Annotated in this window: 21 protein-coding genes; 11 read left to right on the plus strand and 10 right to left on the minus strand. The window is 74.5% G+C overall.

What is annotated here, in order from left to right; genetic code table 11:
• Nucleotides 1–14: 14 nt before the first annotated feature.
• Both ACQPYD_RS01110 and ACQPYD_RS01115 read right to left on the minus strand, forming a co-directional pair.
• A complete protein-coding gene (locus tag ACQPYD_RS01110; protein WP_330156812.1) occupies nucleotides 15–434 on the minus strand; it encodes a MarR family winged helix-turn-helix transcriptional regulator in 420 nt (139 codons plus the stop codon).
• A 180-nt stretch (nucleotides 435–614) separates the two neighbouring features.
• Nucleotides 615–908 carry a hypothetical protein gene (locus tag ACQPYD_RS01115; RefSeq protein WP_433699383.1) on the minus strand — a complete coding sequence of 98 codons (294 nt, stop codon included), beginning with the start codon at nucleotides 906–908 and terminating at the stop codon, nucleotides 615–617.
• 608 nt (nucleotides 909–1,516) lie between these two features.
• Between ACQPYD_RS01115 and ACQPYD_RS01120 the strand changes: the two genes are divergently transcribed.
• The 4 genes from ACQPYD_RS01120 to ACQPYD_RS01135 all read left to right on the plus strand — a co-directional run bounded on the left by ACQPYD_RS01120 (nucleotide 1,517) and on the right by ACQPYD_RS01135 (nucleotide 4,448).
• Nucleotides 1,517–2,095 carry a hypothetical protein gene (locus ACQPYD_RS01120; protein WP_433699384.1) on the plus strand — a complete coding sequence of 193 codons (579 nt, stop codon included), beginning with the start codon at nucleotides 1,517–1,519 and terminating at the stop codon, nucleotides 2,093–2,095.
• Nucleotides 2,092–2,535 carry an ATP-binding protein gene (locus ACQPYD_RS01125; RefSeq protein WP_433699385.1) on the plus strand — a complete coding sequence of 148 codons (444 nt, stop codon included), beginning with the start codon at nucleotides 2,092–2,094 and terminating at the stop codon, nucleotides 2,533–2,535. The genes ACQPYD_RS01120 and ACQPYD_RS01125 overlap by 4 nt, the downstream gene beginning before the upstream one ends.
• Nucleotides 2,536–2,608: 73 nt before the next feature.
• Nucleotides 2,609–3,496, plus strand: a complete 888-nt coding sequence (locus tag ACQPYD_RS01130) for a hypothetical protein (protein WP_433699386.1) — start codon at nucleotides 2,609–2,611, stop codon at nucleotides 3,494–3,496.
• A gap of 97 nt (nucleotides 3,497–3,593) precedes the next feature.
• The gene (locus tag ACQPYD_RS01135; RefSeq protein ID WP_433699387.1) at nucleotides 3,594–4,448 is read left to right on the plus strand and encodes a helix-turn-helix transcriptional regulator; all 855 of its coding nucleotides are present in this window, start codon (nucleotides 3,594–3,596) and stop codon (nucleotides 4,446–4,448) included.
• Between the two features lie 35 nt (nucleotides 4,449–4,483).
• Here ACQPYD_RS01135 and ACQPYD_RS01140 read toward each other — a convergent pair whose 3' ends face one another.
• A complete protein-coding gene (locus ACQPYD_RS01140) occupies nucleotides 4,484–5,239 on the minus strand; it encodes a MarR family transcriptional regulator (protein ID WP_433699388.1) in 756 nt (251 codons plus the stop codon).
• 352 nt (nucleotides 5,240–5,591) lie between these two features.
• Here ACQPYD_RS01140 and ACQPYD_RS01145 point away from each other — a divergent pair, with 352 nt between their 5' ends.
• Nucleotides 5,592–6,359, plus strand: coding sequence for a glucose 1-dehydrogenase (locus tag ACQPYD_RS01145; RefSeq protein ID WP_433699389.1), 768 nt, complete (start codon nucleotides 5,592–5,594; stop codon nucleotides 6,357–6,359).
• A gap of 211 nt (nucleotides 6,360–6,570) precedes the next feature.
• Here the strand turns inward: ACQPYD_RS01145 and ACQPYD_RS01150 are convergent, their stop codons facing one another.
• From ACQPYD_RS01150 to ACQPYD_RS01165, 4 genes are all read right to left on the minus strand, one after another.
• On the minus strand, nucleotides 6,571–7,689 hold the full coding sequence (locus ACQPYD_RS01150) for a Kelch repeat-containing protein (protein WP_433699390.1): 1,119 nt from the start codon (nucleotides 7,687–7,689) through the stop codon (nucleotides 6,571–6,573).
• A 154-nt stretch (nucleotides 7,690–7,843) separates the two neighbouring features.
• Nucleotides 7,844–8,512 carry a sulfotransferase family protein gene (locus ACQPYD_RS01155; RefSeq protein WP_433699391.1) on the minus strand — a complete coding sequence of 223 codons (669 nt, stop codon included), beginning with the start codon at nucleotides 8,510–8,512 and terminating at the stop codon, nucleotides 7,844–7,846.
• Nucleotides 8,513–8,885: 373 nt separating this feature from the next.
• A complete protein-coding gene (locus ACQPYD_RS01160; protein WP_433699392.1) occupies nucleotides 8,886–9,593 on the minus strand; it encodes a hypothetical protein in 708 nt (235 codons plus the stop codon).
• A 945-nt stretch (nucleotides 9,594–10,538) separates the two neighbouring features.
• On the minus strand, nucleotides 10,539–11,309 hold the full coding sequence (locus ACQPYD_RS01165; RefSeq protein WP_433699393.1) for an AraC family transcriptional regulator: 771 nt from the start codon (nucleotides 11,307–11,309) through the stop codon (nucleotides 10,539–10,541).
• A 91-nt stretch (nucleotides 11,310–11,400) separates the two neighbouring features.
• Here ACQPYD_RS01165 and ACQPYD_RS01170 point away from each other — a divergent pair, with 91 nt between their 5' ends.
• Nucleotides 11,401–12,207 carry a sulfite exporter TauE/SafE family protein gene (locus ACQPYD_RS01170; protein WP_433699394.1) on the plus strand — a complete coding sequence of 269 codons (807 nt, stop codon included), beginning with the start codon at nucleotides 11,401–11,403 and terminating at the stop codon, nucleotides 12,205–12,207.
• Between the two features lie 106 nt (nucleotides 12,208–12,313).
• Here ACQPYD_RS01170 and ACQPYD_RS01175 read toward each other — a convergent pair whose 3' ends face one another.
• Together ACQPYD_RS01175 and ACQPYD_RS01180 are read right to left on the minus strand one after the other, a co-directional pair.
• On the minus strand, nucleotides 12,314–12,874 hold the full coding sequence (locus ACQPYD_RS01175) for a GNAT family N-acetyltransferase (protein ID WP_433699395.1): 561 nt from the start codon (nucleotides 12,872–12,874) through the stop codon (nucleotides 12,314–12,316).
• Between the two features lie 540 nt (nucleotides 12,875–13,414).
• On the minus strand, nucleotides 13,415–15,805 hold the full coding sequence (locus ACQPYD_RS01180) for a trehalase-like domain-containing protein (RefSeq protein WP_433699396.1): 2,391 nt from the start codon (nucleotides 15,803–15,805) through the stop codon (nucleotides 13,415–13,417).
• Between the two features lie 365 nt (nucleotides 15,806–16,170).
• Here ACQPYD_RS01180 and ACQPYD_RS01185 point away from each other — a divergent pair, with 365 nt between their 5' ends.
• Nucleotides 16,171–18,279 carry a hypothetical protein gene (locus tag ACQPYD_RS01185; RefSeq protein WP_433699397.1) on the plus strand — a complete coding sequence of 703 codons (2,109 nt, stop codon included), beginning with the start codon at nucleotides 16,171–16,173 and terminating at the stop codon, nucleotides 18,277–18,279.
• A gap of 143 nt (nucleotides 18,280–18,422) precedes the next feature.
• Here ACQPYD_RS01185 and ACQPYD_RS01190 read toward each other — a convergent pair whose 3' ends face one another.
• On the minus strand, nucleotides 18,423–19,130 hold the full coding sequence (locus tag ACQPYD_RS01190; RefSeq protein ID WP_433699398.1) for a class I SAM-dependent methyltransferase: 708 nt from the start codon (nucleotides 19,128–19,130) through the stop codon (nucleotides 18,423–18,425).
• A gap of 194 nt (nucleotides 19,131–19,324) precedes the next feature.
• On the opposite strand from ACQPYD_RS01190, the gene ACQPYD_RS01195 reads away from it, so the two are divergent.
• The 4 genes from ACQPYD_RS01195 (at nucleotide 19,325) to ACQPYD_RS01210 (ending at nucleotide 23,341) form a co-directional block, all read left to right on the plus strand.
• Nucleotides 19,325–20,158, plus strand: a complete 834-nt coding sequence (locus ACQPYD_RS01195; RefSeq protein ID WP_433699399.1) for an SDR family NAD(P)-dependent oxidoreductase — start codon at nucleotides 19,325–19,327, stop codon at nucleotides 20,156–20,158.
• 136 nt (nucleotides 20,159–20,294) lie between these two features.
• The gene (locus ACQPYD_RS01200; protein WP_014913038.1) at nucleotides 20,295–20,558 is read left to right on the plus strand and encodes a phosphoribosyl-ATP diphosphatase; all 264 of its coding nucleotides are present in this window, start codon (nucleotides 20,295–20,297) and stop codon (nucleotides 20,556–20,558) included.
• A gap of 81 nt (nucleotides 20,559–20,639) precedes the next feature.
• Nucleotides 20,640–21,494: an ATP phosphoribosyltransferase gene (hisG, locus tag ACQPYD_RS01205; RefSeq protein ID WP_355013118.1), complete on the plus strand. Its 855-nt coding sequence runs from the start codon at nucleotides 20,640–20,642 to the stop codon at nucleotides 21,492–21,494.
• A gap of 155 nt (nucleotides 21,495–21,649) precedes the next feature.
• Nucleotides 21,650–23,341 carry a hypothetical protein gene (locus tag ACQPYD_RS01210; protein WP_433699400.1) on the plus strand — a complete coding sequence of 564 codons (1,692 nt, stop codon included), beginning with the start codon at nucleotides 21,650–21,652 and terminating at the stop codon, nucleotides 23,339–23,341.
• Nucleotides 23,342–23,343: the final 2 nt, after the last annotated feature.

The raw sequence follows: 23,343 nt of genomic DNA on the forward strand, positions 1-23,343 counted from the left end.
AGGCTAGCTGAAGGTTAGTCGGCGCCCGACACCACCCTTGCCATCTGGGCGCGCAGCGCCTCGGTCAGCTCGGGGTGCCGTTCGGCGAACTCCGCGTCGAGCCGGGACACCACCTCGGCGGCGCGGGCGAGCAGGGCCTCCCCCTCGGCCGTGACCCGCAGGCTCGACGCGGAGCCGGCGTGCGCGGTCCCGTCGTCGACGAGGCCGGCTCGGACGAACGCGGCGACGGCGGAGTGGGCGCTCTGCACGGTGATCCGCGAGCGCCGGGCCAGCTCGCTGAAGGAGATTCCCGGGGTCCCGCGGACGTGTCCCAGGAGCCCGTACTTGCGGGTGGTCAGTCCGAGGGGCTTCAGGGCCTGGTTGAAGGAGGCCTCCCACACGCGGCCGACCGTGAGCAGGGCGACGGTGGGGCTGAAGGGAGGTGGTTCCGGCATGGGGCCAGGCTACCGGCCCGGGGTTCGCGGATCGCGGGCGTCTTCGCGGGCGCAGGGCCGCGGGCCCGCGCGGACCTTCCCGGGGTCCTTCGCGCGGACGGGCGGGGCCGCCGCCCGGAGGCGGCGGCCCGCGGCCCCGGCGGGATCGCGGAACGGTCCCTCCGGAGCGCGCCCGGAGGATCAGCCGCCGTTCTCGTCCGCGGCGCGGCGGCGGGCCTCGCGACGGGCCGCCTGGCGGTTCCTGCGGTTCTCGGCCCGGTTCATCTCGCCCATCTCCCTCTTGGCCGCACGGCCGTTGGGGCCCATGCAGCAGGTGATGCCGGTGCTGTGCTCCCACCGGCAGCGCGTGCCGGAGTCCTCCCGGGCCGGAGCGGGAGGCAGGTCGCAGCCGCCGTGGCGGTGGTCGTGGACGGGCCTGGGGTCGTGCTCGGCACAGCGGACCCACACCGGCTTCGTCTTGTCCGTACGGGACATGGTTTCCTCACCCGAACCGCCGCCCGTGCTCCCGGTCTCTCCGGGCGGGCGGCTAGGTTGGCAGGCCCATCACGTCACTCTCCTCAGGTCGTCCGCCGGTCTCCGGCGGGGGCGTCGCGCCGGGGCCGGTCCGGCTCCGGGCCGTCCCCGGGGTCCGGGAGCGGGGCCCGTGCCGGATCCGCCCGCGCGCGGCCCTCCAGGCTAGGCAGGTCCGGCGGCGGCGCGCAAGGTCCATCGGCCGGTCCGCCGCCCCGGTCGGCGGGCGGCCGGGTTTCCGTCCCGGGCGGGGGTTCTGGGCCGGAGCGGAGTGCGGAAACAGAGCGGCCGTTTCCCGCCGTTCAGTGAGTCCGGAAAAAGCTATTAATTCGGGCGAAAGTCACTAATTCCACCGAAGTGAAAAGGATGGACGCCGCATGTTCGGCCTGGCAGAACGCGGCAACTCGAAAATCCGAACACATTACCTCTCGGTAATGCACACACCCACCCCACCCATGCCCTAGCATTTATCCCACTCACACAACTCAATCCACACGATGGCCCCGCAACGGTTAGATCCGTTCGGGGCCGTGGCCAGCAACATCCACCCTTTAACCAAAGGAATTGCCAGCATGCGCCAGTATAGCGCTGCCTTCCTCAGCCCTGCCCTGGGCCTCGTGAAGGCCCTCCTCCTCGCACCCCGTGGTCGCCACGCCCGCCGCCGCCACCGCTCGACCCGGGGGCGCCGCTACGCCCCGCTCCCCCAGGCCGTGACGCGCGAGAACGCGTCCCCTCCCCCCGCGCCCGACCCCGTCCGGGTCCCGGCGCCCCGCCTGGCTCCCGCTCCCGCACCGCCTCCGGCCGACGACCCCGTCCTGGTCAGGTCCTACTACTCCGCGTGGGAGCACCGGGGCGCCACCGCGCGCGAGCGTGCCCGCGAACTCGAACTCGACCGCGTCCGGGCCGCCGCCACCGCCCGTCTCTGCGACTGGGCCCACCGCGAGGTCCCGCCCTGCAGCGACCTCCTGGCCCCCGATCCGACACCCGTAGCGGTCCCCGCCCTGCGGGCGCCGCGCCCCGACTGTGAGGACCCCGACGACTGGCGCACCTTCACCCGTCTGACCCGCACCTGGCTCGCCCAGCGGGAACACCACCGCCGGGCCCGGCCCCGGGGCGAGGCGCAGCACCGGAGCACGGGGGCGGCCGCGTGATCTCCCTGACCACCCGCATGCTCACCCGCACCTACACCCGCGCGCTCGCCGACCTGTCCACCGCCCGCCGCGACCTGACCCTCGACCTCGACGCCCTGGCCCCCGGCCTGGACCCCGACCTGGTCGACACCCTGCGCCTGTGCCTGCACGAACTCCACGCCAACGCCTGCAAGTACGGCCACCCGCACGCGCCCGTCGTCCGCCACCTGTCCCGCGCCCACGACGGGACGCTGACCCTGACCGTCCACAACAGGCACGCCCCCGGCGCCGTCCCGCCCGTGCCCAGGGTGCCCGTGGAGCGCACCACCACCGAATGGGACCGGGCCGAGGGCCAGCGCGGCCTCCTCCTCATCACCCGCCTGGCCGCCGCCTGGGGCCACTACTCCTGGCCGCCCCGGTCGGGTCTCGGAACCCTCGTCCGGGCCACCTTCACCGCATGACCCGCCCGCCGGGCCGGGGAGCCCCTCCCCGGCCCTCCACCCCTCCTAACTCCTCCGACGGCGAAGGAACCACATGCCGAGCCGAGCCCACGAGATCCCCCTGCGGATCATCCAGAACCAGCCCGCGATGGTCCCCGTGCTCCTCAGGGAGTCCCTGGGCATCGACGTTCCCCACCACACGGAGGCCGTCTCCACCAGTTCGGTCCTGACCAACTGCGACCCCAAGGAACTCAACAGCGACGGCGCCACCCTGCTCCGTGACGGCACCCGACCCGTCCTCGCCGTGGTGGTGGAGCGCCAGCACGGACGCGACTCCGGCAAGCGGGCGAGCTGGCCCGCCTACCTGACCACCCTCAACCTTCGCCTCAAGTGCCCGGCCGTACTCGTGGTCCTGTGCCCCGACGAGGCCATGGTGCGCTGGTGCGCCACACCCATCGAGATCGGGCACCCCGGGTTCGTGCTGACCCCGCTGGTCATCGGCCCCGGCACCACCCCCGTGGTCACCGATCTGGAACAGGCCCGAGCACTGCCCGAGCTGGCCGTGCTCTCCGCCTACGCGCACGGCAACACCCAGCCGGGAACCCTGAAAGCCGTGGTGGAGGCGTTGGAATCCACCGCTCCCGAACACCGCGCGTTCTACTATGACTACGTACTGGCCGGTCTGAACGAGGCCGCCCGTCAGGACCTGGAGGGCTTGATGTCCGTGGACACCTACGAATGGCAGAGTGACTTCGCCCGGAAGTACGTCGGTCTCGGCCGTGAGGAGGGCCGCGAGGAAGGCCGCGAGGAAGGCCGTGAGGAGGGTGTGGCTCTCAGCGTGATCGCGGTCCTGGTCGCGCTCGGTTTCACGGTCTCCGACGAGGTTCGTGAGCGGATCGAATCCTGCTCCGATCTGGACGTCCTGGAGAGCTGGGTGACCAAGGCCGTCAGCGTCCAGAGCCCCGAGCAGCTCTTCGACTGATCGTCAGGTGGACACCCGTACCGGCCGTGGGCCCGCGCCCACGGCCGCCCCGCTTCCCGGTCACCGGTCGCCCGGCACCGCCCGGTTACCATGACGCATGGCCAGCGAAACCCCCGCAGCGGCCCGGACCCGCCGCGACCAGCTCCGCGACTTCCTGCGTACCCGCAGGGCCAGGCTCACCCCCGAGGACGTCGGCATGGCGGCCGGGGGGCGACGCCGGACACCCGGCCTGAGGCGCGAGGAGGTCGCCGTCCTCGCCGGGGTCGGGGTCTCCTGGTACACGTGGCTCGAACAGGGCCGCGACATCAACGTCTCCGTCGAGGTGCTCGACGCGATCAGCGGGGCGCTGCGCCTGAACGGCCCCGAGCGCATCCACCTGTACACGCTCGCCGGGGTCAACCCGCCGCGCGACGGCGGGCCCCGGGCCACCTCCGTCACCCCCGAGCTGCGCAACCTCATCGAGGCGTGGATGCCGCGCCCCGCGATGCTGCGGGACCGCTACTGGAACCTGCTCGTCCTCAACGGCACGGCCCGGGCAGTGTTCGGCTACGGTGACACCGACCACAACTGCCTCGTCACGTTCTTCACCAACGCCCGGTACCGCGCCATGCACGTCCACTGGGCGTCGGTCGCGCCGGACGTCGTCGCCGCCTTCCGCGCCGACGCGGCCCGGTACCCCGACGACACGGAGTTCGACCGGCTGGTGGACGACCTCAGCACCGTGAGCCCCGACTTCGCCGAACTGTGGGCGCGCCACGACGTCGGCGACCACGTCCAGACGGTGAAGGCGGTGCTGCACCCCGAGGCCGGCGACCTGGTCTTCGACAAGACGACCCTGAAGGTGGCCGACCGCCCGGACTGGACCCTCGAGCTGTACAACCCGCGTCCGGGCACCGGGACGGAGGACCGCCTCGCCCTGCTGGCGCACGCTCCCGCCGCCACCCCGGCCTGACCCCCGGCGCCGCCGCCCTCCGGGGACGGGGCCTTCTAGCCGCGGTCCGGGCCCGGCTCGGCGGTGCCGTCGGAGGGGTCCGTTCCGGGTTTCGTGTGCAGGACCTCGCGGGCCTGCTCCGCGGCGCGGATGATGTTCTCGCGGACGAAGTCGACGAAGCGGGCGATGTTCTCCAGGCGTGCGGCGGCCGGAGTGCCGGGACCCAGGACGCCGACGCCCTGGCGCGCGACCTCGACGAGGTGTGTGTGCGCCTGGGCGGTGGCGATCATCGACTGGTACCAGACGTCGTCGTCGACGACGTAGCGCTCGCGGCGCTCGTCGCGTTCGCGGCGGAGCAGGCCCTGGCCCTCCAGGTACGTGACCGCCTTGGAGACCGAGGCCGGGCTGATCTGGAGGTGCTGGACGAGTTCGGCGGCGGTGAGGCTGCCCGAGTCGGCGGTGTGGAGGCTGACCAGCACCCGGGCCGTCATCTTGGGCAGGCCCGCCTCCATGAAGACGGTGGCGAACGCCTCCTCGTACGCGAGCACCGCCCCGGCGTCGCGCCCGTGGGGCTGCGGGGGCGCCTGCGACCCCGGGGACGCGGTCCTCCTGCGCCGGCGGGTGCGCTGCTCGGTGGCGCGCTGGGCCAGGTCGGCGCGGTAGGCGGTGGGGCCGCCGTTGCGCATCACCTCGCGCGTGACCGTCGAGGTCGGGCGGTCCAGGCCCCTGGCGATCTCCGCGTAGGCCAGGTTCTCGGCCAGCCCCAGGGCGATCTGCCGGCGTTCCTGCTGGGTGAGTCTGCCTCCCGGCATCGCGGGCTCCTCCGTGGTCCGTGGGGGTGCCCACCCTAGCGTCCAGTGCTCATTCGTTGCAACGTGCGTGATGGGGGGTGTTGCGCTGACTGTCGGCTAAACGCAACGTTCCTATGGAATCTGCCTGTGTAAATGTCAGGGTATCGCGACGCTGATGTTTCACTATGTGCGTATGCAACGTAGCCTTTCTGTCAATGGAAACAGAAGGCCGCGGAGGTGGCAGCACGGGGGCGCCCATACGCGCCACCCCGTCCCGGGACGCGGGGCCGGGCCGGGGCCCGAGCCTGGTGGTCGCACACCCCGGATAAACGAGCCCTGTTCCCTTCGCACGGGTACTGCAACGCTCGTACCCATGACGAACCACACTGCACGATTCGACGGCAAGACCGTACTCATCACCGGCGGCACGAGCGGCATGGGCCAGGCGGCGGCGCGCAGGTTCCTGGACGAGGGGGCGCGGGTGGTCATCACCGGGCGCGACCAGGGCCGCCTCGACGCCGCGGTGAAGGACCTCGACGGCGGCGACCGCGTGCTCGCGGTGCGCGGCGACGCGGCGAACCTCGACGACCTCGACACGCTGACCGCCGCCGTCAAGGTCCGGTTCGGACGCCTGGACGTGGTCTTCGCCAACGCGGGCGTCGGCTCGTTCCTGCCGATCGGCGACATCACCGAGGCCGAGTTCGACCGGGTCGCGGACATCAACTTCAAGGGCGTGTTCTTCACCGTCCAGAAGACCCTGCCCCTGCTCACGGAGGGCGGGGCGATCGTCATCAACGCGTCGTGGACGCTGCACCGGGGCATGGCCGGCGCCTCCCTGTACGCGGCCACCAAGGCGGCGGTGCACAACCTCTCGCACACCCTCGCCGCGGAGCTGGGCCCGAAGGGCATCCGGGTCAACTCCGTGAGCCCCGGCTACATCGACACCCCGATGTTCCACGAGGCCATCCCCGAGGAGGAGCAGGACGACGTCGTGGCCGCCGTGTCGGCGGGCCGCCTCGGCACCTCGGAGGACGTCGCGAAGACGGTCGCGTTCCTCGCCTCCGAGGACGCGGCCTACGTCAACGGCCAGGACCTCATCATCGACGGCGGACTCGTCGCGGCCATCGCCGAGCCTTCGTAGCCCGGCCCCGAACGCGGGGCGGCTTCCGCCGGGGGTCGCCGCCCCGCCCCTGTCCGTCCGCATCCGGACCGCCCCGCCGAGGCCCGGGGGCGGTGGCGCCGCCAGCGGGCACGGGACCGGCCCGCGTCGGTGTTCGGCCGGGTCGATGCGGCGGTCGGTCTCCGGGTCCCGAAGCCCCCGGCTTCCGCGCGGCCACCGACCTCACCGACCGTCACAGGTCGATGTCGACCCTGACTCCTGAGCCGCACCCCCAGCCGCCCCACCCGAACACCACGCCGTCGTCGGCGGGGACTAGGGGGCCGCAGTGGTCGGCGAGAGCCTCGGTCTGGATCCGCTGGGTCCATCCGGTCGCCGGGTCCCACATGCTGACATCCCCGGGCCCGGTCGCGAGAAGGCCCAGCCCGTCGACGACGTCCATCCCTCCCGCGTCCAGAGGGAGGGTGGCCGCCGAGACGGGAGGCCGGAAGTCGGCGTATTCCGAAGAGCCCACGAGTTCCGCCTGCCCGCTCCCATCGATCTCGTAGACCCCCGCGCTCCGGCCTCCCCGGACCGCGAGGAGTACCGATCCTTCGGGGGAGACCGCCAGGCCGGCGGAGACGTTCTGCTCCGCGGCCTCGGTGGGCCCGACCAGCTCGCGCGCCGGGGCGGCCTCGTCGTCCACACCGAACACCGTCACGGCCATGCCCCCCGGGGAACCGCCGACCGCCACGACGGTGCTGTCCGCGACCACGAGGTCGTACACGGCGAAGCCCTCGCCCCCGCCTCTGAGGGGGACGGTGCGCCAGGCGTCCTGTTCCACCGAGTACACGAGGAAGCCCTCGTCGCCCTGCTCGCTGTGCCCGCCGCCGAAGACGACGTGTCCCCCCGAGACGGCCCCTCGCGCCAGGGACCTGCCCTCCGGCGCCTGCGCGACGGGTTCCCAGGAGTCGTCCTCCGGGTCGTAGAAGGCCCCGTCCCGAGCCGTGTGACCGTCCGGGCCACCGGAGTGGGTCGGGGTGAACCCGCCCCAGACCAGCATCCGATCCCCGACCATGACGGTGCTGTGACGGGTTCTCGGCTCCAGGGTGCTGTCGGCCAGGGAGCGCCAGGCGCCCGTGTCGGGGGAGTAGGCGGCGCCGTCGGAGAAGGGGGCGTGCTGGTCCGCGCCGTGCCCGCCCCAGACCAGGACCTCCTGGCCGGTCCACACCAGACTGTGGTCCTGGCGGGGGTCGACCGGCGCCGGTGGAAGCCCGACCACGGTCACGTTCCTGGATTCCTCCTCGGCGGGGTCGCAGGAGGAGGCCCCGAGGAGGGCCAGGGCAGAGAGACCGGCTCCGAGTGCGCTCTTCATCCGACCACGTCCTCCACGCGAGCCGAGCGCCGTGGTGCGCCCGCCGGGTGCGCAGCCTAGTGGCCGCGGCGCCGGCGCGGAACGCGGATACCCGTGGTGCGAGCCGGTGCCCCGGTGGGGCACGGGAGGCGGGGCGCGCGCTCAGGTGGAGGGCTCAGGGGGCGGTGGCGCCGCCGAACCACGCCTCGTGCTGCCTGAGCATCGCCTCGGTGTCGTTGAGGTGGGGGAACGGCCCGTCCGGGACTTGTGTCCCGAGGAACGCGCACAGCCGCTCCCACCCCTCCCCGGCCCGGTACACCAGGAGCCGGTCGGCCGGGAGTTCGGCCCTCACCTGCTCCGCGTGCCGCTCGAAGGCCGCGACGGCGACCTCCTCCGAGGGCACCGCGCCGCAGGGAACGCCGAAGGACGCCTGCCACATGTGGTCCAGCAGGGGCCGGATCCGCCGGAACTCCAGGGGGACCCGGGCGTCGGCGTCCTCCGCGCAGGCCTTGCGCGTCAGCTCGAAGATGGTGGTGAGCATGCTCGTGTACCACCGGTGCGGGTCGCGGACGGTGAGCACGAACTTCGCGCCGGGGTAGGCCTCCGCCAGTTCGCGCCAGAAGAACGACAGCGGCCAGTCCACCCCGGACGGCCACCCCTCCAGCACGTGCCCCCAGTCGACGCCCCCCGGGACCGGCGGCACGGTGCCGGCCCAGCGCCGGGCCAGGTCCGGTGAGGCCAGTACCTCGAACATGTGGTGGCAGGGGCCGAGGCCGAGCTGCTCCAGCGCGGCCTTCATCGACGTCGTCCCGGTGCGCGGGAGACCCGCCCCGATCACGTGCATCCTCGTCCTCCTCGATCGTTCCGCGGCCCCGGCGGCCGGACGGGGCGGCCCCGGCCACCCCGCGGACCGGGCGCGTTCGGCGCGCCGGGCACCCGCGGGCACACCGGTTCGGTACGGCGGACGGGCCGCCCGTGCGCCGGGCGCGGCGCCGGGGGCGTGCGGGGGCGGGTCGCCGGACGCTCCACCGCGGCAGGGGGCGCACAGCACTGTAGACCACCCGGTGTGTCCAGAAGGTTCCGATGAGTGATCATCCGTCGGTGCCTTCGTGCCTTCGTGCCTTCGTGCCTTCGTGCCTTCGTGCCTTCGTGCCTTCGTGCCTTCGTGCCTTCGTGCGACGGGCCGGTCCCCGTGCCCGGCGCCGGCCGGACGTCCGTCAGTACCGGGGCCAGAACGCGGGCTGGGCCTTGAAGGCCGCGTCGATCCTGATCGAGTACGCCAGCGACCCCAGGAGCCGCCGGGCGCGCGAGAGCGGGTGGTCCGGGAAGTGGGGGTCCCACGCGGGGTCGTCGGCGTGGTTGCGCGGGACTCCGCCCGTGATCCCGTAGGCGTAGGGGTGCTGGGCCCAGGCCGCCATCGCCTCGTCCGGCGAGGCCTGGCCGCCCCTGTACCGCTGGAGGAACCCCGGCAGCACGGACGCCTCCCGCACGCCCGTGGGCTGCCCCTCCAGGCACTGGACCTTCACGACGACACTGGAGCCCACCCTCGGGATCGTGTACGTCCCGAGGTAGGCAGTGCCCCGCTCCTGGTGGGGGTGGTCGCCCTTGACCATCTGCCGGATGACGGCCATCCCGTCCAGCCCGATCACGTCGAGGTCCACCAGGCCCATCCCGGCCTCCGCCGTGTTGGCGCTCGTCCGTGCGCGCAGGGCCGCCACGTCCTCCAGGGGCGCGGGGAGGTTCGGCGCCATGTCGAAGCGGTCGAGGACGACGGCGTCGCCCGCGGCGTCGATCCACACGTTCTCCTTGACCTGCTGGAACGGGCGGGTGTCGAACCAGACCGGTGTCCCCGCGAGTCCGGCCGGGGGCGGCGGCCCCTGGTGGTAGCCGTGCTGGTACTGGTGATGAGGGGACCATTGATGCATGGCCGCACCCTATATGCGGCCTCGTCCGGTGGTGTTCCATCGGCCTCGCGTCGGCTTGGCGCCGACCACGTACCGGCCCCGCACCCTGTGGCGTGCCGCCTGCGCGGGGCCCTCCCGGCCACGGCCGGGCGGTGTCGGTGCCCCGCCGGCGCCCGACCGGGGACGGTCGGGCACGGGCGGCGCCGGGGTGGCGGGTCGGCCCCCGCCCCAGTAGGGGCCGACCCGCCGGACCGCACTCCGAACGTCCTCCGGGCGGCTGGCGCCTCACTGGTCAGGTGGTCGGCCAGGCTGCCCCGTCGGGTGGCGCGGCCCTGTCTCTCAGACCGTGCGCCCGTTCACACCGATCGCGCCGACACCGCTGCCGAACCGGGCGCACCTGGCCCGGGACGCCTCGTGACCGCCCCGGCCCACCGCGGCCCGCGCGCCGTTCACGTCCGGATCCCGGCCGCAGGTGAGGGCGGCGCGGAAGGTCTGCCCCTGGCCGACGGGGTCGCGACAGGCGGCGATCCCGAGGTCCGGGTCGTCCGCGTGTGTGTACGTGTCGCAGTCGGGCGCCGCGGTGGACGCCGGTGCGGGGGCGAGCAGCGTGCCCGTGAGGACGGCGGCGACCGCCGAAGCCGCGCGTCGTGGACAGGAGGGGGCATGGGGGGTTTCCTTCCGAGGAGGGGGGAACCGTGAGTGCCACGGTCATCACTCGACGTGGCCGCCTAGGATGTTTCCTCTCCGGACGCCCCGGAACCCTCGTGCCTCCGCATTTCCGCACCTGGCCGACCAGGTTTCTTCCCTGCGGGAGCGCCGGACCCGCAGGGACGGCGAGCGGGCCCGGGCGTCCCGGTACCGAAGGGCGTCACCGGAGCAGGGCTTCGGAGGCGGGAGGCGGGCCCTCGCCCGGGCGGGGGCGGAAAGCCCGCCACGCGCAGGTCCGGGAGGTGTGGAGCGCCCCGCTCACCCGGGTGCGGGACGGAAGTCCCGCGGAGGCGCACCGAGAACGCGCGAGAACATCGTCGCGAACGCCGCCGGGCTCGCGTACCCCAGGTCGGAGGCGACCCTGGCGACCGGCACGCCCCGCGCCAGGAGCGGCAGGGCGTGCAGCACGCAGGCGCGCTGCCGCCACCGCGCGAACCCCATCCCCGTCCCGGCCAGGAACATCCGGTGCAGGGTGCGCTCGCTCACGTGCAGCAGTTCCGCCCAGCGGGCGGGCGGCTCGTGGACCGCCGGGGCCGCCGCGAACCGCTCGCAGAGCGACCTGAGCCCCGCGTGCCCCGGGAGCGGCAGGTCCAGCGGAAGCGGCACGAGACCTCTGATCTCGTGCAGCAGCAGCGCCGCCAGGGCCCCGTCGCGGCCGTGCGGGTCGTACCTCGGCGGCATGTCCACCGCCGACAGGAGCAGCGCCCGGAGCAGCGGCGAGACGTCCACGACCCGGCACGTCCGGGGGAACCACGGCACGGCCTCCGGCTCCGCGTACAGGCTCCGGGTGCTGACCCCCGTCATGGCGACCCGGTGCCAGGTCCCCGCGGGGATGAGGACGGCGCGGTGGGGCGGAACCGTCCAGGAGCCGTCCGCCGTCTCCACCCGCATGACCCCCGTCGCCCCGTACAGGAACTGGACACGGCGGTGCCGGTGGAACTCCAGCACGTGGCCGGTGGGGTAGTCGGTGCCCAGGGCCAGGACGGGGCGGTCGATCCCGTCCACCTCGTCCACAGGGGTGTTCCGCACGCGGGCGAGTCTACCCGCGCTGTCCGTTCCGCGAAGGAACACGTCGTTCCGTCGAATGCCGGACAGCGCCCGCGCCCCTAGCGTGGAGCGGGTGATCGACCACGTCCTCCCCCTCCTCGCGTTCGGCGTCCTGACCGGCCTGACCACCGTGCTCTTCGGGTTCGGCGGCGGCTTCGTCACCGTGCCGGTCGTGTACGCGTTCGCCCAGGCGCAGAGCGGGCCGGGCGGCGATCCCATGCACGTCGCCGTCGCCACCTCGACCGCGGTCATGGTCGTGAACTCCCTCGGCGCGACCGCGGCCCAGTACCGGGCGGGCCGCCTCAGGCGCGAGTACCTGTGGCCGCTGGTGCTCTACGTGGGCCTCGGGGCGCTCCTCGGCGCGGCCGGGGCCCTCGCCGTCGGCGACACCGTGCAGCGGTTCCTCTTCGCCGCCTACCTCGCCGCGACGATCGTGGACAGCGTGGTCCGGAAGGGCTTCCTCACGGGTCCGGGCACCGAGCCGCGCGGCCTGGGGCCGGTCACCACCACGGTCGGCGGGGTCGGCATCGGCGCCGCGGCCGGCTGTCTGGGCGTGGGCGGAAGCGTGCTGACGGTCCCGCTCCTGCGCCGCCGGGGGCTGCCCATGGCCTACGCCACCGCGATGGCCAACCCGCTCAGCCTCCCGGTCGCCGTCGTCGGCACGGCCGTGTACGCCCTGGCGGGCGGCCCGGACGCGGCGGGGGGCGCGTCCGGGCAGGTCGGCTACGTGGACGCGGTGGCCGCCGCCGCGCTCCTGGCCGGGTCGCTGCCGACCATCGCCCTCGCGCGGCGGGTCGTGGGCCGCATCCCCGACCGCGTCCACGCGGTGGCCTACGTCGTGCTCCTGGCCGTGGCCCTGCTCGCGGTGCTCCTCGTCTGATCCGCGCCCGCCCCGGTCCCGGCGCCGGTGGGGGCCGGCCGGTCCCCGGCCGCGCCGTGCCCCCCGACGGAGGCTCCGCCGCGGCCCGGACCACGCCGTGAGCCGCTCAGGGGGTCCGGTCGGCCGCGCGCCACTCCGGGGCGAGCACGGACCACACCTCCATGTCGTGCCGCTCGCCCCTGTACGGGTAGCTCTCCCGGAGCACGCCGTCCCTCGTCATCCCGAGCCGGCGGGCCACGGCGATGCTGGCCGCGTTCCCCGAGGCGGCGTGCCACTCCACGCGGTGGATGCCGCGCTCCTCGATCGCCCAGTCGATGATCACGCGGCAGGCGCGGGTCACCAGCCCACGGCCCGCCGCCGACGGCTCCAGCCAGCAGCCGGCCTCGGCCACGCCGAACCTCGTGTCGAACGTTCGGAAGAGCACCCCGCCGGCCAGCTCGCCGCCGGTCCAGATGCCGTAGAGGCGCCCGGTGTCGTTGGCGGCCTTGTGGGCGTATCCCTGGAGGAACCTCCGGCTCGAATCCAGGTCCGTGACGGCGTCCGCCAGCCCGACGAAGCGGCCGATGAACTCCCGGCCCCGGTCCATGTGCTCCAGGAACTCCTCGGCCCGCCACGGCTCCAGCGGGCGCAGTTCCGAGCCCTCGTCATCCAGGGAAATCGCGTACATCGTGGTCCTCCAGGTTCTCCGTCCGCGCGACAGGTGCGCGCGGAGCCGGGGTGGGATGGGTGCGGGAAGGGATCGGGGCGGAGCGGGCGGCTCCCACGGGCGCGTCCGCTCATGCGGCCCGCGCGAAGCCGGGGGCGCTCCTGTCGGCGGGCCCCGCCGCTCCACCGCGTTCCCCGGGGGCGGGGGCGCGGGTGCGACCCGTACGGCGCCCGGCGCCGGGGCGGGCGGGAGCGGACGCCCCTCAGGCGCCGGGAGCCGCGCCGGCCGGGACCACGCGGCGCGGGTCCGGGCGTCCGGCCCCGCTCACGGCGTCCTGGGCGCGGACGCTCCGTCCGGGCCTCCCGCCGCGGTTCCCCGGGGGTCCGGCCGGGGCCGTCGGGGGCGCACCGTGCCCGGCCGGGCGCAACCCCGGGAGGAGCCCGCCCCGCGCCCGCGAGCCCGGCCACGCCCCTGCCGCCAACACGCATTCCGCCATGGCCGGAACATAGCGAGGGGGCCCGACAGTCGGTCGTCGGGCCCCCTCGTACGCGCGTCGTCCGCCTACAGGCGGTCGAGCAGCTGGGCGCAGCGGATCAGGCCCAGGTGCGAGTACGCCTGCGGGTGGTTCCCCAGGGCCCTCTCGGTGACCGGGTCGAACTCCTCCGGGATCAGCCCCGTCGGACCGGCGGCGTCCACGAGGTGCTTGAACAGCTCCTCGGCCTCGGCGCGCCGCCCGGTCAGCAGGTAGGCCTCGATGAGCCACGTGGTGCACAGGTGGAAGCCGCCCTCGCCGCCGGGCAGGCCGTCCTCGCGGTGGTACCGGTACACGGTCGGGCCGCTGCGCAGCTCCGCCTCGATCGCCGTCACGGTCGCCTGGAACCGCTCGTCGGCCGGGTCGATCAGCCCCGACAGGCCGATGTGCAGAGACGCCGCGTCGAGGTCGGTGCCGTCGTAGGCGGTCGTGAAGGACTCCGCCTCCTCGTTCCAGCCCTTCTCCAGCACCTCGGCCGCGATCTCGTCGCGCAGCCCGCGCCAGGAGGGGTCCGCCTCGCGGCCGTACGAACCGGCCAGGGAGACGGCGCGGTCCAGCGTCACCCAGCACATCACCTTGGAGTACACGCGCTGGCGGGGCTCGTCCCGCTCCTCCCAGATGCCGTGGTCGGGCTCGAACCAGCGCCGGGCCACCGCCTCGGCCATCGCCCGCACCAGGTTCCAGTCCCGGTCCGCGAGGGTGCCGCGCACCGCCGACAGCCGCGTGATGAGCTCCACGACGGGGCCGAACACGTCCAGCTGCACCTGCCGGTCGGCGAGGTTGCCGATCCGGACCGGCCGCGATCCCGCGTAGCCGGACAGCGACTCGATGACCTCCTCCGGCCCCAGCGAGGTGCCGCGCAGCGAGTACAGGGGCGCGAGCAGTTCGGGGCTCGGCAGCGAGTCCACGACACCGTGCACCCAGTCCAGGAAGCCCTCCGCCTCGGCGGTCGAGCCCAGGGACACCAGCGCCTGCACGGTCAGCGCGCCGTCGCGCAGCCAGCAGTACCGGTAGTCCCAGTTGCGGACGCCGCCGATCTCCTCCGGCAGCGACGTGGTCGCCGCGGCCATCACGCCGCCGGAGGGCGTGCACAGGCCGCGCAGCGTCAGGGCGGAGCGCGCCGACAGCTGCCGGGCGGTCTCGGGGAGGCTGAGGCCGTCGAGCCACGAGGACCAGTGCTCGCCGGACGTGCGCTGGAGCTCGGACTCGGGCAGGGTGCCCGGCACGAGCGAGTCGGTGCCGCAGCGCAGCTCCAGCACCACGGGGCTCTCCGAGCGGGGGTGCACGACCGCCCGGGCGATGTCGCCCGCGTCGTCCTGGTCGATCTCCCACTCGACGCCGGGGGAGTACAGCGCCATGGGGAAGTTGGCGCCCTCCACGAGGAGGCCGTTCTCCTGGACGGACATGCTCACCGGCGCCCTGCCGAAGTCGGGGCGGGGCGCGAACTCCACGGTGGCAGGGGTGACGCCGCTGATCACCCGGACCAGGTCGGTGCGGCCTCGGGGGGCGCCGTGCGCGAGGTAGTCGGTGACGTCCATCCGCGACCAGCGGGTGCGCACCGTCATGGTTCCGGGCAGGTAGCGCTGGCCGAGCGGGCGTCCGCCGTGGGCGGGCGCGATGGCGAACACCCCCGCGGACCGGCCGCCCAGGACCTCCGCGAACAGGGCGTTGGAGTCGGGCTCGGGGTGGCAGAACCACAGCAGGCGCGCGTCCGGGCCGACCAGGGCGACGGAGGCCTGGTTGGACAGCATCGACATGCGCTCGATGGGCGTGGGTCGCTCGCCGAACACCCAGGAGCGGCGCTCGGCCGCGAGCGCGGACAGCAGGGACGCGGCGGCCGGGGTGTCGGCCACCCGGTGGGAGGCCACGGTGGGCTCCTCGCCGACCCGCACGCCCGCGTCGGCGCCGGTCAGCTGCATGAACACGGGCTCCTCGCCCTCGCCGCCCCCGATGTACAGGGTGGCGGTGGCCTCGACCTGCTCGCGGAGCAGGCCGAGGGCGGCGGCCTTGTCGGCCGGAGGGGCGCCGGGGCCGGTCTCCATGCTGTCGGGCTCGATGGTGAGGTCGGTGTCGAACTCGGTGCCGTAGGCGCCCACCAGGCGGATCTCGGCGGGCAGCCGGGACAGGGCGGCGAGGTCGCGCAGTGGGCGGGCGGAGATGACCGCGCACACCGTGCCGGGCAGGTCGGCGAGGTCGCGCAGCGCGCGGACGGCCTCGGGGACGGGGCGGCGCCTGGCGGCGCCCGCGCCGTCGGAGGGGTCGAACGGGGCCAGGGCGCCGTCGTAGTCGCAGGCGACCAGGAGGCGTGAGGTTCTGGCCAGGGCTGAGACGCGTTGCCGGACGTCCACGGACATGCCTGCGGGGACGATGCCGCCCTCCGGCGTCTCCTGGGCCGTCTCCACCGCCTGGGTGAGCGTCACGCTGCCTCCTCCATCGGTCCACGATGACCTGGGGAAATGGGTGAAATGTAGTGTTCCGCGAGCATGCTTCCGGTTCACACGTGACTGGTGTGATGAAGGTAGATCCGGGGCTTGTGGCGCGGGATGAACTTCAAGGGTCTTTAGCCGGATTTCAGGAACTTTTAGCCTGTGTGCGGGCAATCTGGTCATGCCAGTCGCAAAGATCCGCCCCTTGGGAAGTCAACGCGAGACTACCCGCGCCCCAAGGGTCTGTGCGCATGACGATTAAGTGGGGCAGGTCACAAATGTGTCACTCTGTCGTGCGGGACGCCGCGCGACCGGGTCTCGCGCTCCCCCGATCAGCCGCCGCCACGGAGGAATCCGCCATGACCGACCCCCTCACCTGGGCCGCCGACGTGCACGACGTGCCCTGGGACACGTTGGAGGACCTGGACGGGCCCGCGACCGGGATCCCGGGCCTGCTGGTCCAGGCGTTCGACCCCTCCCCGCAGGAGGCCGTCGACGCGGTCGAGGAGATCGCGGACCGCGTCGACACCACGGTGCGGCTGTGGGTCCCCGTACCCGAACCCGACGTGCTCACCTCGTCCGTCCCCGCGCTGCTGCCCTTCCTCGTCCGGATCGCCTCCGACCGCGACCGCCCGGACGAGGCCCGTGTGGCCGCGCTGAACCTGGTGGCCGACCTGGCCGACCTGGCCCACAGGGTCCGGCCGGAGCACCTGGACGCCGCGTGGCCGGGGGCGTGGGCCGACCAGAGGCCGCGTGTCGAAGCCCTCCTCGGGGACCCCCACCCGTCCGTGCTCCTGCTCGCCGTGGACGCGCTCGCCCGCGAGCCCCGGACGGCGCCCCGCCTGCTCGGAGTGCTGCGCGACCGCTGGGAGGCCGTCGGGGAGGGCGGGCACGGCGCGGACGGCGCGCAGGACGCCTCCGGGGGCGCCGGGGCGCCCCCGCGGCGCGACGGCGCGGGCGCCGGGGCGGGGGAGGCGGCCGACCGGCGGACCCGTCTCCGGCTGCTGACCCGCGCCGTCCGGCTGCTGGGCTCCGCACCCGGGCCGACCCCGCCGGACGCCAGGTCCTGGCTCCTCGACCGCGGAAGGCGCGGGGACCTGGACGAGCGCATGGTGGTGGCGTTCGCTTCCCCGGCCCTCGTCCCGGAGGACCCCCTGCCCCTGGTCCTGGAGGGCATCGCCGCGGAGGGGGACGGCCCCGCAGCCGTGAGGCCGCTGTGGCTGGAGGTCGCCGCCCTCGCCCCGGCGGGCGACGCCCTCCGGGTCAGGCACGGGCTCCTCCTCGTCGCGCGTGCCCTCGCCGGGGACCGGCCGGGCAGGGAGCGGATCGCCGACGCCCTGATCGACCACCCGCGCGCCCCCGTGCGCCTCGGCGCCGTGCGGCTCGCACGCGACCTCGTCGCCGAGTACCGCTCGGCCGGGGAGCGGTGGGCGGGGCCGGCGGGCGCGCTGCTCGACGATCCCGACCCCGGCGTCCGCGCCTGGAGCCTCCAGCTCCTGGCCGTGGCCGGCGGTGCGGCCGGGCCCTGCGCGGACCGCCTGGCCGCGCTCGCCGAGGCGGACGGGGAGGGCTCCGACACGGCGCTGCTCACCCTCGCGCTCGTCGGCGACGCCCGCGCCGCCACGCTGCTCCTGGCGCGCGCCGACCGGCCCCGCCTCGGGTTCGGCCGGGGCGGCCCCCACCACACCTCCGGGCCCGGCCCGGAGGACGTCCTCGGCCTGCTGCCCGCGCACGCGGACGTCCTGCTGCCGCACCTGCGCGAGCGGCTCCGCGGCGCGGACCCGGACACGGAGGTCCTGCTCCGCTCCCTGGCGGGGTGGGGGCCGGCCGCGGCGCCGCTGGCCGACGACGTGGCCGCCCTCCTCGACGACCGCGCGCTCGCCGGCGCGGCCCTGCGGGTGCTGGCCGGGATCGGTCCGGCCGCAGCCGCCCACGCCGACCGGGTCCGGGCCTCGGGCGGGGTGGAGGCGGCGCACGCCCACCACCGGATCACGGGCGACGCGGGAACCGCCCTCGACCTTCTCGGGCCCCCGAGCCGGCGGCTCGTGCGGGACGAGCGGGTCCAGGTGCTCCTGGACGGGATCGGCCCTCCGGCGGACCGCTTCGCCCCCCTCCTGCGCGACCACCTGGAGGACCACCCGGCATCGGGCCGCCTGGGGGAGACGCGCGCCCTGAGCGCCCTGTGGAGCACCGCCGGGGACACCCCGTTCGTCCTCCGGTGCCTGCTCTCCCCGCGCAACCGTGTCCTGACCACGTGGGCGGCCACCCGCGTCGGCCCTCCGGCGGTGCGGCTGCTGGGCCGGATCGGGCCGGAGGCGGCCGAGGCCCTGCCGCAGCTGCGCGCGCTCCGGGACTCCGGCCGCAGGGCCCTGCCGAACTGGACCGACGCGGGCTGGCGCGACGCCCTGAGGGACCGGCGGCTCGTGGACGACGTGCGGGAGGCGATCGGGCGGATCGGGGCCGGGTGACCGGCGCGGGGACGCGGCGGAACCGCCCCGCCGCGCCCCGGATCCCCGTGCGGCCCCCGCCGGGGGCGCGCGGCGGGCCCGGACACGTGAGCGGGCCCGCCGCGGCTGCGGCGGGCCCGGTGGACGGAGCGGTCGGGGAGGGGTCAGCCGGTCTTCCCGGGCTTGCGCAGGTGGTGCACCCACGCGGGCGGGACGTTCGCGAACACCTTGTCGGAGCGGATGCCGTACCGGTCGATCCAGTCCTGGACCAGCCAGCTCGTGCGGGCCTGGCGGAGGTAGTCCTCGCGCCGGGCGATGACCGCCTTGACCTCCTTCGTGTACAGGTAGCCGTAGAAGGAGAGGGTGCCGCCCGGTTCGAGGACCTCGAAGTAGTAGTCGAGGATGTCCCGGACCGCGTCCGCCGTGAAGTTGGCGAAGGGCAGGCCCGACACGATCACGTCGTACCTGCGGTCCCTCCCCATGTCGTTGACGAGCTTGGCGTGCACCGTCGCGGAGTCGGCGACCGGCGCCATGGCCGGGTCGCTCCTCAGCAGCTCCTCGACATGGGCGGCGAACTCGGGGTTGGACTCGACCAGGTCCAGGGTGTCGCCGGGGATCATCGCGGCCGCGATGCCCCGGCTGATCGCACCGGTCCCGGCGCCCGCCTCCAGGATGCGCACGGGCTTGTCGGGGACGGGGCGGCTGCGGACGTACTCCGCCATCGAGTGCGCCAGCGCGGCACTGCTGGGGAGGATGGAACCGGTCGCGTGGAACGTGCGTAGCGCTTGGCTGAAGAACAGCCTGGTGTCGCGCAGGCGCTCCTCCAGTCTGAGAGAGGAAAGGGGTCCGGCGGGGCTCTGGATCTCGGACATACCCGAACGCTAACGCCTCCGGCTGCCGGAGGGGGAGGCGACGCGACCGCCTTCCGGCGGAATACCAGGTCAGGGCAGGGTGTGCAGAACCACACGGGGGAATCGGGAACCCCCCGGCCCCTCGCCTCCGCACGTGCGCGCGCGACCCGGACCGCGCCCCGGCCGCCCGCACGGCAACGCCCTACCCTGGGGATATGAGCGAACCGGCGAAGTCCCCCGAGCCCCCCGCCCGCACCCGGACCGCCCTGGTGACCGGAGCCTCCACCGGTATCGGGGAGGAGTACGCCCGCAGGCTGGCCGAACGCGGCTACTCCCTCGTCCTGGTGGCCAGGCGCGGGGACGTCCTCGACGCGCTCGCCGAGGAGATCGCCGACCGCTACGGCGTGGACGTCCGGCCGCTCGCCGCCGACCTCGGCACCGACGAGGGGCTCGCCCCCGTCGTCGAGCGGCTCCGGGCCGACGGCAGCGGAGCCGAGCCCCCCGTCGACCTGCTGGTCAACAACGCCGGGCGCGGGGACGGCGGGACCTTCGCCGAGCAGGAGCCCGACGAGATCGACTCCATGCTCGACCTCAACGTGCGAGCCGTCCTCCACCTGGCCCGCGCGGTCCTGCCGGTGCAGATCGCCCGCCGCGAGGCGGGCGACACCCGGACCAAGCTCGGCGTCATCAACGTGTCCTCCCTCGCGGGCGAGATCGCCGCGAACCCCGGCGGCTCCGTCTACGGCGCGGGCAAGAAGTTCGTCACCCTGTGGAGCGAGAGCGTCGCGGCCGAGGTCTCGCGGCACGACGTGCACGTCACCGTCGTCCTGCCGGGCTTCGTCCGCACCGACATGACCCTGGGCGTCCAGAAGAGCGGTCTGCCCGCGTTCGCGTTCGTCCCCAAGGACCAGGTCGTCCGCGAGTCGCTCGTCGCCTGGGCGGCGGGCCGTCCCAGCGTGGTCCCCGGCGGACAGTACAAGGCCGCGAGCGGCATCCTCCGGTTCCTGCCCCGAACGCTCGTGCGCGCCACCGCCCGCCGCGTCCGGTGAGGAGGTTCGCGGGCCGGTCGGCGTGCGGTGTGGTGAAAACCGCCGCCCACATGCTGAGACATCCCCGGGCCGGTGCGGCGCCGGGGCTCCGGAGCGCCTACCCTGGTACAGCATCTGTCGGTCGAGGAAAGACACCATGAAGACCTTCGAAGAGCTGTTCGCCGAGCTGTCCGAGAAGGCGCGCTCCCGCCCCGAGGGGTCCGGGACCGTCGCCCAGCTCGACGCCGGCGTCCACGCCATCGGCAAGAAGGTCGTCGAGGAGGCCGCAGAGGTCTGGATGGCCGCCGAGTACGAATCGGACGAGCAGGCCGCCGAAGAGATCTCCCAGCTCCTCTACCACCTCCAGGTTCTGATGCTGGCCCGTGGCCTGCGGCTCGAGGACGTCTACAAGCATCTGTAGGTCGGTCCTCGCGCCCGCCGCGGCGCGTACCGGCCCGGACGTCTCCGCACCCGTACGCACAGCCCACAGAAAGCCATGAACATGCCCGACATGTTGAGAATCGCCGTGCCCAACAAGGGCCAGCTCTCCGAACCCGCCGTCGAGATGCTCCGCGAGGCCGGGTACCGGCAGCGCAAGAGCAGCCGCGACCTGGTCATGGTCGACCCGGAGAACGACACCGAGTTCTTCTTCCTGCGCCCCAAGGACATCGCCGTCTACGTCGGCGAGGGCATCCTCCAGGCCGGGATCACCGGCCGCGACATGCTGCTGGACTCCGGCGCGCCCGTGGACGAGGTCCTGGCGCTGGGCTTCGGCGGCTCCACGTTCCGGTTCGCCGCCCCCAACGGCGCGGGCATGACGCTGGCCGACCTCAACGGCAAGCGCATCGCGACCTCCTTCGACGAGCTGCTGCGCGCCCACCTGGCGGAGAAGGGCGTCGACGCCCGCGTCATCCACCTGGACGGCGCGGTCGAGAGCTCCGTCCAGCTGGGCGTGGCGGACGCCGTCGCGGACGTGGTCTCCACCGGGACCACCCTGCGCCAGGCCGGCATGGAGACCTTCGGCGAGCCGATCCTGGTGTCCGAGGCGGTCGTCATCCGGCCGACCGGCGCCGGGGACGACCCCAAGATCGAGACGCTGATCCGCCGCCTGAAGGGCGTCCTGGTCGCCCGCGACTACGTGATGATGGACTACGACGTGCACGCCGAGCACCTGGAGGCCGCGGTCGCGCTCACCCCGGGCATGGAGGGGCCGACGGTCTCCCCGCTGCACCGGGAGGGCTGGGTCGCCGTCCGGTCGATGGTGCCGCGCAAGGCCGCCCAGCAGATCATGGACGACCTGTGGACGCTCGGCGCCCGCGCCATCCTGGTCACGGACATATACGCCTGCCGGCTCTGACCCCTCCGGCGGCACACGCCTGACACGGGCCCCGCGACGACCGTCGCGGGGCCCGGTGCGCGGGCCGGACCCCTGAGCGGCGGCGGGGCGCCGCGCGGGCGCGACGGTGGAGGCCGCCGAGTCCGCTTGACGGTGGTCTGTGTCAGGATGCCCGAATGATCGAAGACTTCCGCGGTGCCGTCAGCGCCGTGGCCGAAGCCGCCGAGAACGAGCCCTCCCAGCTGCGCGCCGCCGTCAGCGCGGTCTTCCGGCTGGCCGACCGGGTTCCCGCCGACGCCCGGGTCGAGGGCCTCGCCGTGCTGACCGAGACCCTGCGCGCCCACCAGTGGTCGGCGGGCGTCGCAGCCGACATCGCCCTGCTCTGCGGGGCGCTGGTGGAGAGCGGCGTCCCCGCCGGGCCCGCCGGGGTCGAGGTCATGCGCCAGCTCGCCGAGTACGGCAAGCTGGCAGGGGTCTTCCTGCACGTGTGGCAGAAGACCGGGGACGACGCCCCGCCCCACCCCGGCGAGGTCAGCGAGGCCTCGGAGGAGCGCGTCACGCCCGAGCTCGAACAGCTGGCGCCTCTCGCCACCACCGGCTGGTGGGTGTCGCACCGCTACGGCCTGGCCGCCAAGACGATGCTGTGCGACCCCGGCGTGCGCGCCGCCCTGCGCGAGGACCCCCGGACGCTGGGGGAGCTGGTCGTCATCGCCGGGCAGCTGGGTCCGCACGTCGAGGAGTACGGCGAGATCGCCGAACTGCTGCGCATGGCCGAGGCCGACCGCATGGTGGTCCTCCACCGGCAGTCCGCCCGCGTCTTCCGGGTCCGGTTCGACGGGGTCTCGGACAACTTCCAGCTGCACACCCTGCTGGAGGACGCGCTGATCGGGGACCAGGGGCTCGCCGTCCCCGGACGCCGCCCGCTCCCGGAGTGGGTGGCCTCCGCCACCGACCTCCGCGACGACCCGCGCACGTCGATCGTCGAGGGCCAGTGGGACCTGGTCGGCGTCGGCGGTACCTGGGTCGACCGCGAGGCGGCCCCGGGCGCGGTCCCCGTCGTGGACGGCGAGCGCGCCGTGGTGCTGGAGCCGATCTCGCTCCCGCACAGCTGGCGGACCGGTCGCCGCCACCCGCACATCGACGGCTGGCTGCGGGTCGAGGAGGAGCTGTCCCCGGAGGAGGGGGCGGAGTGGTGGAACCGGGCCCATCCGCCCGGCGCCGTGGTGCACCCGATGCTCCCCGCCCCGCCGCCCGCGCCCGAACCGGGACCGGGGGCCCCGCTGGCCCCGGCGGAGCCGTGGGGCGTGCCCCAGGCGTACCGGCACGACTTCGTGCCCCCGCCCCTCCCGGACCACGGGGGGACCGACCGCGCACCGGGGGCCGGGTCCCCGGACACGGCCGCCCCGGCCCGCGTCGCGCGGCACTCGCGGGACGACGGGCGGGGGGAGGCCGCGCCGGCGGGCGAGCGCACGGTCCCCGCCTCGCACGGGTCCTGGGGCGAGCCGTCCGCCCACGGCGGGGGCGCCCCGGGGCACGGGGTCCCCGGCGCCGAGCCCGGTCACCGGGCAGGGGCGCCGGAGCCGTGGGACACGCCTGTGCCGTCGCAGACCTGGGACGCGCCGGCGGACGAGCGCACGGTCCCCGCCCCGCACGGGTCCTGGGGGTCCCCCCAGGGACCGGGTGAGGACTTCGCGGGGGAGTCCCCGGCGTCCGTTCCGCCGCCTCCGCCGGGCGCGGGGGCCGAGGACCGGAGCGCCCGTCCGGCCCCCGCGCACGCGGTGACCACGCCCCCGGGCGCCGTCCACATGGACCCGCTCCCCGAGGGCGTCTCGGACAGCTCCGGCTGGGGCCCCTCCTGGAAGGACTGACC

The organism is Nocardiopsis sp. CA-288880 (genome assembly GCF_050955985.1).
In the GTDB taxonomy this organism is placed as follows: domain Bacteria; phylum Actinomycetota; class Actinomycetes; order Streptosporangiales; family Streptosporangiaceae; genus Nocardiopsis; species Nocardiopsis tropica.

Excerpts from the sequence above, each read along its gene's own strand:
- ACQPYD_RS01110 (WP_330156812.1), bottom strand. The coding sequence starts at position 434 with ATGCCGGAACCACCTCCCTTCAGCCCCACCGTCGCCCTGCTCACGGTC.
- ACQPYD_RS01115 (WP_433699383.1), bottom strand. The coding sequence starts at position 908 with ATGTCCCGTACGGACAAGACGAAGCCGGTGTGGGTCCGCTGTGCCGAG.
- ACQPYD_RS01120 (WP_433699384.1), top strand. The coding sequence starts at position 1,517 with ATGCGCCAGTATAGCGCTGCCTTCCTCAGCCCTGCCCTGGGCCTCGTG.
- ACQPYD_RS01130 (WP_433699386.1), top strand. The coding sequence starts at position 2,609 with ATGCCGAGCCGAGCCCACGAGATCCCCCTGCGGATCATCCAGAACCAG.
- ACQPYD_RS01135 (WP_433699387.1), top strand. The coding sequence starts at position 3,594 with ATGGCCAGCGAAACCCCCGCAGCGGCCCGGACCCGCCGCGACCAGCTC.
- ACQPYD_RS01140 (WP_433699388.1), bottom strand. The coding sequence starts at position 5,239 with ATGCCGGGAGGCAGACTCACCCAGCAGGAACGCCGGCAGATCGCCCTG.
- ACQPYD_RS01145 (WP_433699389.1), top strand. The coding sequence starts at position 5,592 with ATGACGAACCACACTGCACGATTCGACGGCAAGACCGTACTCATCACC.
- ACQPYD_RS01150 (WP_433699390.1), bottom strand. The coding sequence starts at position 7,689 with ATGAAGAGCGCACTCGGAGCCGGTCTCTCTGCCCTGGCCCTCCTCGGG.
- ACQPYD_RS01155 (WP_433699391.1), bottom strand. The coding sequence starts at position 8,512 with ATGCACGTGATCGGGGCGGGTCTCCCGCGCACCGGGACGACGTCGATG.
- ACQPYD_RS01160 (WP_433699392.1), bottom strand. The coding sequence starts at position 9,593 with ATGCATCAATGGTCCCCTCATCACCAGTACCAGCACGGCTACCACCAG.
- ACQPYD_RS01175 (WP_433699395.1), bottom strand. The coding sequence starts at position 12,874 with ATGTACGCGATTTCCCTGGATGACGAGGGCTCGGAACTGCGCCCGCTG.
- ACQPYD_RS01185 (WP_433699397.1), top strand. The coding sequence starts at position 16,171 with ATGACCGACCCCCTCACCTGGGCCGCCGACGTGCACGACGTGCCCTGG.
- ACQPYD_RS01190 (WP_433699398.1), bottom strand. The coding sequence starts at position 19,130 with ATGTCCGAGATCCAGAGCCCCGCCGGACCCCTTTCCTCTCTCAGACTG.
- ACQPYD_RS01195 (WP_433699399.1), top strand. The coding sequence starts at position 19,325 with ATGAGCGAACCGGCGAAGTCCCCCGAGCCCCCCGCCCGCACCCGGACC.
- ACQPYD_RS01200 (WP_014913038.1), top strand. The coding sequence starts at position 20,295 with ATGAAGACCTTCGAAGAGCTGTTCGCCGAGCTGTCCGAGAAGGCGCGC.
- hisG (WP_355013118.1), top strand. The coding sequence starts at position 20,640 with ATGCCCGACATGTTGAGAATCGCCGTGCCCAACAAGGGCCAGCTCTCC.
- ACQPYD_RS01210 (WP_433699400.1), top strand. The coding sequence starts at position 21,650 with ATGATCGAAGACTTCCGCGGTGCCGTCAGCGCCGTGGCCGAAGCCGCC.